This is a genomic window from Micromonospora sp. NPDC050397 (genome assembly GCF_044901685.1).
Taxonomy (GTDB): Bacteria; Actinomycetota; Actinomycetes; order Mycobacteriales; family Micromonosporaceae; genus Micromonospora_G.
Genome location: NZ_JBJDPS010000034.1, coordinates 1 through 6779 on the forward strand (window position 1 = coordinate 1; position 6779 = coordinate 6779).

6 protein-coding genes are annotated in these 6779 nt (G+C 65.9%); all 6 read right to left on the bottom strand.

Features of this window, described 5'->3' with window-relative positions:
• Positions 1-188: 188 nt before the first annotated feature.
• Positions 189-1190, bottom strand: coding sequence for a glycoside hydrolase family 5 protein (locus tag ACI2K4_RS36130; RefSeq protein WP_404517615.1), 1002 nt, complete (start codon positions 1188-1190; stop codon positions 189-191).
• Positions 1191-1472: 282 nt separating this feature from the next.
• Entirely contained in the window at positions 1473-1889 is a 417-nt protein-coding gene (locus ACI2K4_RS36135) for a DDE-type integrase/transposase/recombinase (RefSeq protein WP_404517616.1), read from the bottom strand.
• Positions 1787-3235: an RICIN domain-containing protein gene (locus ACI2K4_RS36140; RefSeq protein WP_404517617.1), complete on the bottom strand. Its 1449-nt coding sequence runs from the start codon at positions 3233-3235 to the stop codon at positions 1787-1789. Before ACI2K4_RS36140 ends, ACI2K4_RS36135 begins: the two co-directional genes overlap by 103 nt.
• 353 nt (positions 3236-3588) lie before the next feature.
• Complete coding sequence (locus ACI2K4_RS36145) at positions 3589-5034, bottom strand: glycoside hydrolase family 43 protein (protein WP_404517618.1); 1446 nt, start codon at positions 5032-5034, stop codon at positions 3589-3591.
• Positions 5035-5064: 30 nt separating this feature from the next.
• A complete protein-coding gene (locus tag ACI2K4_RS36150) occupies positions 5065-6429 on the bottom strand; it encodes a family 43 glycosylhydrolase (protein WP_404517619.1) in 1365 nt (454 codons plus the stop codon).
• Positions 6430-6582: 153 nt separating this feature from the next.
• Positions 6583-6779 (bottom strand): hypothetical protein (locus tag ACI2K4_RS36155; protein ID WP_404517620.1); only part of this gene is annotated, 197 nt, incomplete at its 5' end.

Genomic DNA, 6779 nt, shown 5'->3' on the forward strand with positions numbered 1-6779 from the left:
TCCCTTTCCTCGTCGCCACTGCATTAGCTGGCAGCGGGGTGCGTTGGCCGGTGGCCCTGCAACTGTCAGGGCGCCGCCCACGCACTTCACTGTCGGGGGGGCATTGGCGAGACAAAGCCCCGACACCGAGTACGAAGCTCGGTGCCGGGGCGCGTCGTACCGCAGATCCGCGATCAGGTGGAGCCGGGTTACAGTCCCCAGCCATACCGGACACGGTCGCGGCCGGACGCGTTGCGGACCGTCAGGTTGAGATTGGTGCCGCTGCCGCTGAGGGCAAACATCGAGTAGTGGTCGAAGCCGGAGCTTCCGGTGGGCTTGCCGCCGAGGGCGGGCCAATAGGTGCCGCCCATCTGATTGTCACGCATCACCTGTGCCATGGCGCGAATGTGACGCACGAAGTTGTCGGTGCTGTTCGCGTCGCCGTAGTTGAGACCGGTGGACATCGGCGCGCCGTACTCGGTCGCTACCGCGCGGGAGGCGCAGTTGCCGAGGCGGGTCTGGATGTGGCTCCGGAAGGCGTCGTACGTCATCGCGCTGTAGAAAAAGGCGTAGTGGTGGAAGGACAGCAACGTTCCACTGAAACGGCTGTCGTTGCAGATGTCCCGCAGGTCCTGGCTGTAGCCGGTGCCGCCGATGAGCACCCGGCCGGGCACCGCCGAGTAGTGGTAACTGAGCCAGTTCGCTGCGACGTTGCGCCAGTCCGCCGAACTGTAGCCGTGAGGCTCGTTCATCGGCTCGAAGTAGACATTGGCGTTGGAGCCGTAGGTACTGGTCACGCGGGACCACATCGTGTTCCACGCGGCGAGGTTCGTGATCCTGCCGCCGGAGGCGGCGCCGTCCTCCCAGTAAGCGAGGATGACCTTGAAGCCGCGCGCGGTGGCGGCGTCGATGGCGCCCCGGTAGTTGTTCCACCACGTCGTGCCGACGGTGTGGGTGTTGATCGGCAGCCGGACGGTGTTGACCCCGATGGCTGCCATGTCGTCGTAGAGGGCATTGGCCTTGGCCCGCACAGTCGCGTTGCTGTCGGACTGGCTCAGGCCCTGGACGACGAGCGGGCCGGTGCTGAAGTTGTCACCCAGCACGGCCCAGTTCATGCCCCGGAACTGGTTCGTGGCGGCACTGGCGGGCGCCGAGGTGGCGACGACGCTCGTCAGCGTGGTGAGCGCGGTCACCACAAGGGCGATCAGCATCCGGCGCGACGACCGAGCGCTCCGCGACGGTCCTGATACGTAACCATCAGACGACATGATCGTCGCGGTGAGAGACCTGCGCGGTCTTCCCTTCATGTTCTCGCCTCTCCTGAGCCTGGATCGAGGGCTGAGCCACCCTGTCTGGTGCACGGCGATCCTCGATCGGAACGCCTGACGACGGCATGGATGAACATTCGCCGCCAAGCGAATTAACATGTTCAGCCCAATATGGTTAGCGGAAGGAAACATGTCTATGAGTCGATCAGAGATGGGCAGGAACGTTCAGAACCGAACACACAACGGGTCGGTTGCGTTGTCTGGTCGGGAGATGCGTGCGGCCGGGCCCGGATCTGCCTCGATCGTCTTGTTGGCGTGCCACTTGACCTGGTGGCAGGCCGAGGGAATCAGGTGGTCGAGCACCGCTGGGCGAACCGGGGCGGCCTTCGTGACGACCTCCATGGGCGTCACCGTCAGCACGCCAAGTGCCCGCCGGAAGAACCGCCGGGCCACGGCGGCGTCGCGGCGACCAGCGACGAGCAGGTCGCTCACATGCCCGTGCTGGTCGACCGCCCGATACATCTTTGTTGGCTGGTGGCCTACGACGCGGTGCGGGTCCAGTGCTGGTTCGTGCCGGAGCCGCAGGTGTACTGGGCGATGTCGGTGCCGTCGGCGGTGCCGGAGCTGACGACGTCGAGGCACTTGCCGCTGTGGCGTGCCCTGAGTTGGTAGTAGCTACCGACAGCCACCCACTGCCACTGCTGGTTCTGGGCGGTGCCGCAGGTGTACTGGACAATGTTGGCGCTGTCGGCGGTGGAGGCCGAGGCGACATCAAGGCACTTGCCGCTGTTCTGGTTGACGATACGGAAGTAGCCGCCGCCGGCGTCCTGGAACTCCCACTTCTGGTTCCCGCCGCCGTTCCAGCCGTACTGCTTGACCTCGGCGCTGTTGGCGGTGGAGGCGCTGACGACGTCCATCACCTTGCCGCTGTGCCGGGCGGTAAGGCGGTGGTAGGGCGGTGCGCTGCCGGTAACGGTGCCGGTAGCGGTGTCGATGGTGAGCGACGGGTACCAGTTCAGGCTCATGCTGGTGCTGGTGGGAAAGGTGATCGGAAGCCAGATGTACTGGGAGTCGTTGACCGGACCTCCCCAGGCGCCGGCCCAGCGGTCGCCCATGTAGAGGTAGCTGGTCGTGGAAGTGCCCTGGATCGGCAGCACGAACGTCGGTTGGGACCGGAACGTGGTCGAGTCGCCGACGTTGGTCCAGCCGGACCACGGGCCGGAGATACTCGACGCGGTGGCGTATCTGGCCTGGTTGGGGTTCCAGCCCGTCGCCGCCGAGGTCAGCAGGAAGTAGGTGCTGCCCCGCTTGAACATCGCGGGTGCCTCGCGGTGGGCGTCGTTCCAGAAGTTGCCGACCAGGGAGGCCACGTTGAGGTAGTCCGCCGTAAGACGGTATATGTGGAGGTCGTAGTTTTCCTCGGCGGCTGAGATCATGTACGCGGTGCCGTTGTCGTTGTAGAGCGTGATGTCCCGTGACATGTGCTGTCCGAGGGGTCGGAAGCTGCCGTGGTACGTGTATGCCCCGTCCACGGTGGCTGACGACGCGACCGCGGCACGCGCCTCGCTGTAGTTCGAGCCGTTTTCCTTGTGCATCCACATCACGTACCGGCCGGTGCTGGCGTTGTAGATGACTTTCGGCCGCTCGATGTTGGCCACCTGCAGCTCCGCGGCCGATGACTGGGTCAGCACATTGCTGCGGAACTCCCAGTCGCGCAGGTTGGTGGAGCGGTAGACGGAGACCGCGCGGAAGGTGTTGTCAGCGTTACGGTTCTCGCCGAACCAGTAGTAGTAGTTACCGACCTTGAGCACGCCGCCGCCGTGGGCCTGCAGCAGGTTGCCGCTGGTGTCCCTGAACTGGGTGCCGTTGGTGATGCTGACCGGCGCCGCCTGGGCCGGCGCGGGCGCCACGGTTACCGCCGCCACGACCATTCCCGATGTCATGGCCAGCGCCAACCCGATCGCGAGGATCCGCCTACTTGTTCCCATTGCGTGTGCCCCTTCTGTCTCGAGGAACCGTCGTGGCGACGGTGGGCTCACTCGGCCGGGGATCTGCCGCCGGTCGGCGATGCCCCGTCGTCCGGGCGGCGATGCCCCGGGCCATCGACGGTTACACGTGCGTAAACCATTGGTAATCACAATCGGGTCAGGACGCCACAGGTCGAACCAACTCATTCACGAACGAACATGAGCGAACGTCCCCGGAGTGAACGCGGGAACGGCCGGGCGGATGACCCGGTGTTCCCAGCCCTGGACTCGCAGTGATGGAGTCACAAGCAGGCTGGCCGGCGCCCTCCCGGCGTACTGGCGGTGCTGACAAAGGGCGCCGGCGGCATTCCTGCCTACGTGGTCACGCGGAAGGTGGCATCGTTTCTGCCCTGCACGTCGGTGATCGGGTCCAACCGGAGCACGTACCCGCTGTGCCGTATGTACCGGTCGGGCTGGTTGAAGGACTGGAAAGACGCCCAGGAGGAGTCGGCAAGCCCGGCGACCCGCCGGTACGTGGCGTCCGCGGCGAACGTGGTCGTGCCGTCGTTCGCTTCCAGGCGGAAGTCGAATCCGTAGTGGCGCAGGTAGTGGTCGGGGAAGTTGACCGATTGGAACGACACGGCGCCGGCACCGCCAGTCAGGCCCGGTATCAGTCGGAACTGGGCGTCCTGTGGCGGGCTGACGTCGGCGTCGATGCGTACGTCGAAGTTGGCGTGTCGCACGTACCGGTCCTGGTAGTTGTAGGACTGGATCCGGTTGACCTGCGCGTTGTTGCCCCAGCGGCCGAGCACGCGACTCTGCTCGGCGGTGGTCAGGTTGAGAATGGACCCGTGCCGCTTGCGGGTGCCGCCCATGTTGTACGACCCCGATGCCGGAAGCCGGAAGCTTGTGGGGCTTGAGGGACTGGTCGTGAGAACCGGCAGGTAGCCACGTCCTGAGGCGTACTGGTCCAGGTACAACGCCCATTCGTTTCGGGCGTTGAACCGCATCCACATGGGGCCCTCGACCTGAGATCCGTTCAGTCCGATGCCGGAAAGGTTACCGAGGTTCGTCCATGTCCCGAGGATGGAGTTGCTGCCTTCGAGGGTAATCTGCCCGTCGCCCGACGACCGGACGTAGCGGTAGCTGCCCACCCCGGGCGGCATCTCGACGATCTGTGTGTCGATGATGCCCTGGGTGCCGGCCCGGTTGATGTAGAGCTGCGGTGTGGTGATGCTTCGGAAATTCGCGGTCCGCGCAGAGTAGATACGGTGCTTCATCACACCGTTCAGCGACGCGTTCGTCGCCCAGTACAGGACGTAGTCACCGGTGTCGGGGTTCCAGATCGCCTCCGGCGCCCACGCGTTGCGCCCGTCGGGGATCGCACCGGCGACGTTCAGCAGCCAAGGCGCCGACCAGTTGACCAGATCGGTGGACTCCCAGACCACCAGGTGACGGCTGCCGTTGTTCTGGGCATCACTCCAGCTCTGGCCGCAGCCAATGCACAGGTCGGTAGCGATGACCCAGTAGCGGTCGCCGGCGGGCGAACGGACCAGGGCGGGGTCACGGACACCGCGAGTGCCTACGGTGGAGCGCAGCACGAGTCCGCCGTTGTTCAGGTCCGTCCACCGAAGGCCGTCGGTGCTCTGGGCGAGGTAGATCTGTTGACCGGTCGACGACTCCCCCGTGAAGTGCGCCATCAGGTAGCCGGCGATCGGGTCCAACGCCGACGCCTGCCTCGGCGTCACCGCCGACCACGACGTGAACAGTAGGCAGGCGGCGACGATGACCGCGCCCAGCCGGACGGGAATTCTCGACATGGGCTACCTCCTTGGAAAGGCGGGAACGTTCTAGAGGGTGGGCACGATGGGCCGGATCGTGCCGTCGGAGTTGAACTCCATCCGGTCGATGGCAGTCTCCCGGTTGGTGCCGTTGCCGGCCGGCACGGCGAACCGGTGATAGGCCACGTACCAGGTGTCGGTGCCGGGTGCACGCACCACGGAGTGGTGGCCGGTGCCCTTGATGCCAGCTTCCAGCCGCTTCTGCAGCACGACGCCGCGCTTGGTCCACGGTCCGAACGGTGACGTGCCGGTGGCGTACGCGACCCGGTAGTCCTCGCTGCGTGTATCGTTTTCGGACCACATGAGGTAGTAGGTGCTGTTGCGTTTGAATACGAACAGTGCCTCGTTGAAGCCCGGCGGGGTGATGGTGCGTACCTGGGCTGGGTCGAACGAGACCATGTCGGTGTTCAGCCGTACGGCGCGGGCCACGCCCTGGCCCCAGTACAGATAGGACTGCCCGTCGTCGTCGGAGAAGACCATTGAGTCGATTGCCTGGCCGCCGGAGAACTGGTCGCCGCGCACGAGCGGGCGGCCCAGCGCGTCGCGGAACGGCCCGGTCGGTGAGTCCGCCACGGCCACGCCGAGTTGCTTGGCCGTGTTGCCGCTGGCGGCGCCGCCGCTGAAGTAGAGGTAGTACCGGCCGTTGCGGGCCGCGACCGCCGGCGCCCAGGCGGAGTTGTCCGCCCACGACACGTCTGGGCCGTGGTCGAGGCTCACGCCGTGGTCGGTCCAGTTCACCAGGTCGGTGGAGGAGAACGCCTTGTAGTACGTGCCGCTCCAGCTCGCGTAGCCGTCGGTCGTCGGATACAGGTAGTAGCGGCCGTTGAACATCGTGAGGTGCGGGTCGGCGAACAGGCCCGGGATGGCCGGACCCCTGTTTGTCTTGGGTGCCCACGGCGCGGCGATCCGGAACGAGCTGTCCGTTCGGAACGCTGCCGTGTCCTGGTAGGCGTCGAGCCAGAGCGTGAAGTCGCGGTGCCGGATGCGCCGACCGGGATTGTTGTACGAGGCGAGCGACACCGATCCGGCGACCGAGCCCTCGACGGCACAGAAGGTCGCGTCGGCACGGAAAATCGGGTCGCCGCTGTTGGCGTCGATTCGCAGCCGCCAGTCCCGGTGCCGCAGGAACTGCCCGTTCTTGGCTTGGAACGAGTAACACGCTGGCGAAGCCAGCCCGTTCACGACAGTGAAGGTGGCGTCGAGCTTGGTCTGGGTCGTGCTGCCCGAGCTGACCGGGTCGAGCCGCCCGACGTAGTCCAGGTGCCGCACGTACCGGCCGGGATGGTTGACCGATTCCAGTGACCGGGCGCCCACTGGCAGCGTCGCTGCCTGTGCGGCCGAGCCCGAGAGCACGACCAGGAGGCCTGCGGCCACCGTGGACAGTGTGACGGTGGAGAGGATGCGTCTCACGAAACCGCGAGCCGGGTGTGCCGCGGATGCAGTTTGGTTCATCGACATGTGTCTGACCCTTCGCACGTCGGTAGCTGGTGGTTCAAAAGGTGGCGTCGGCGCGGCCGGTCGCCGCGATTATCGGATCGAGCCGTGGCAGATGGCGAAGTAGAACTGACCGATGATGGTGACGACGCTGCCGGCGGGTGCGCCCGTCACCTGATGCCTCGGCTGGCCGGTACGTGCGCGATCACCATGTCGCTTTCCTACAGATCGGTAGGGTGCCGAAGGCCCGGGAAAAGCCCGGGTCACCGTATTCATGAATGGGGCAGTGT

Bases quoted from the DNA above. Each gene is read 5' to 3' on its own strand.
- ACI2K4_RS36130 (WP_404517615.1), bottom strand. From the start codon at position 1,190: ATGCTGATCGCCCTTGTGGTGACCGCGCTCACCACGCTGACGAGCGTC.
- ACI2K4_RS36145 (WP_404517618.1), bottom strand. From the start codon at position 5,034: ATGTCGAGAATTCCCGTCCGGCTGGGCGCGGTCATCGTCGCCGCCTGC.
- ACI2K4_RS36140 (WP_404517617.1), bottom strand. From the start codon at position 3,235: ATGGGAACAAGTAGGCGGATCCTCGCGATCGGGTTGGCGCTGGCCATG.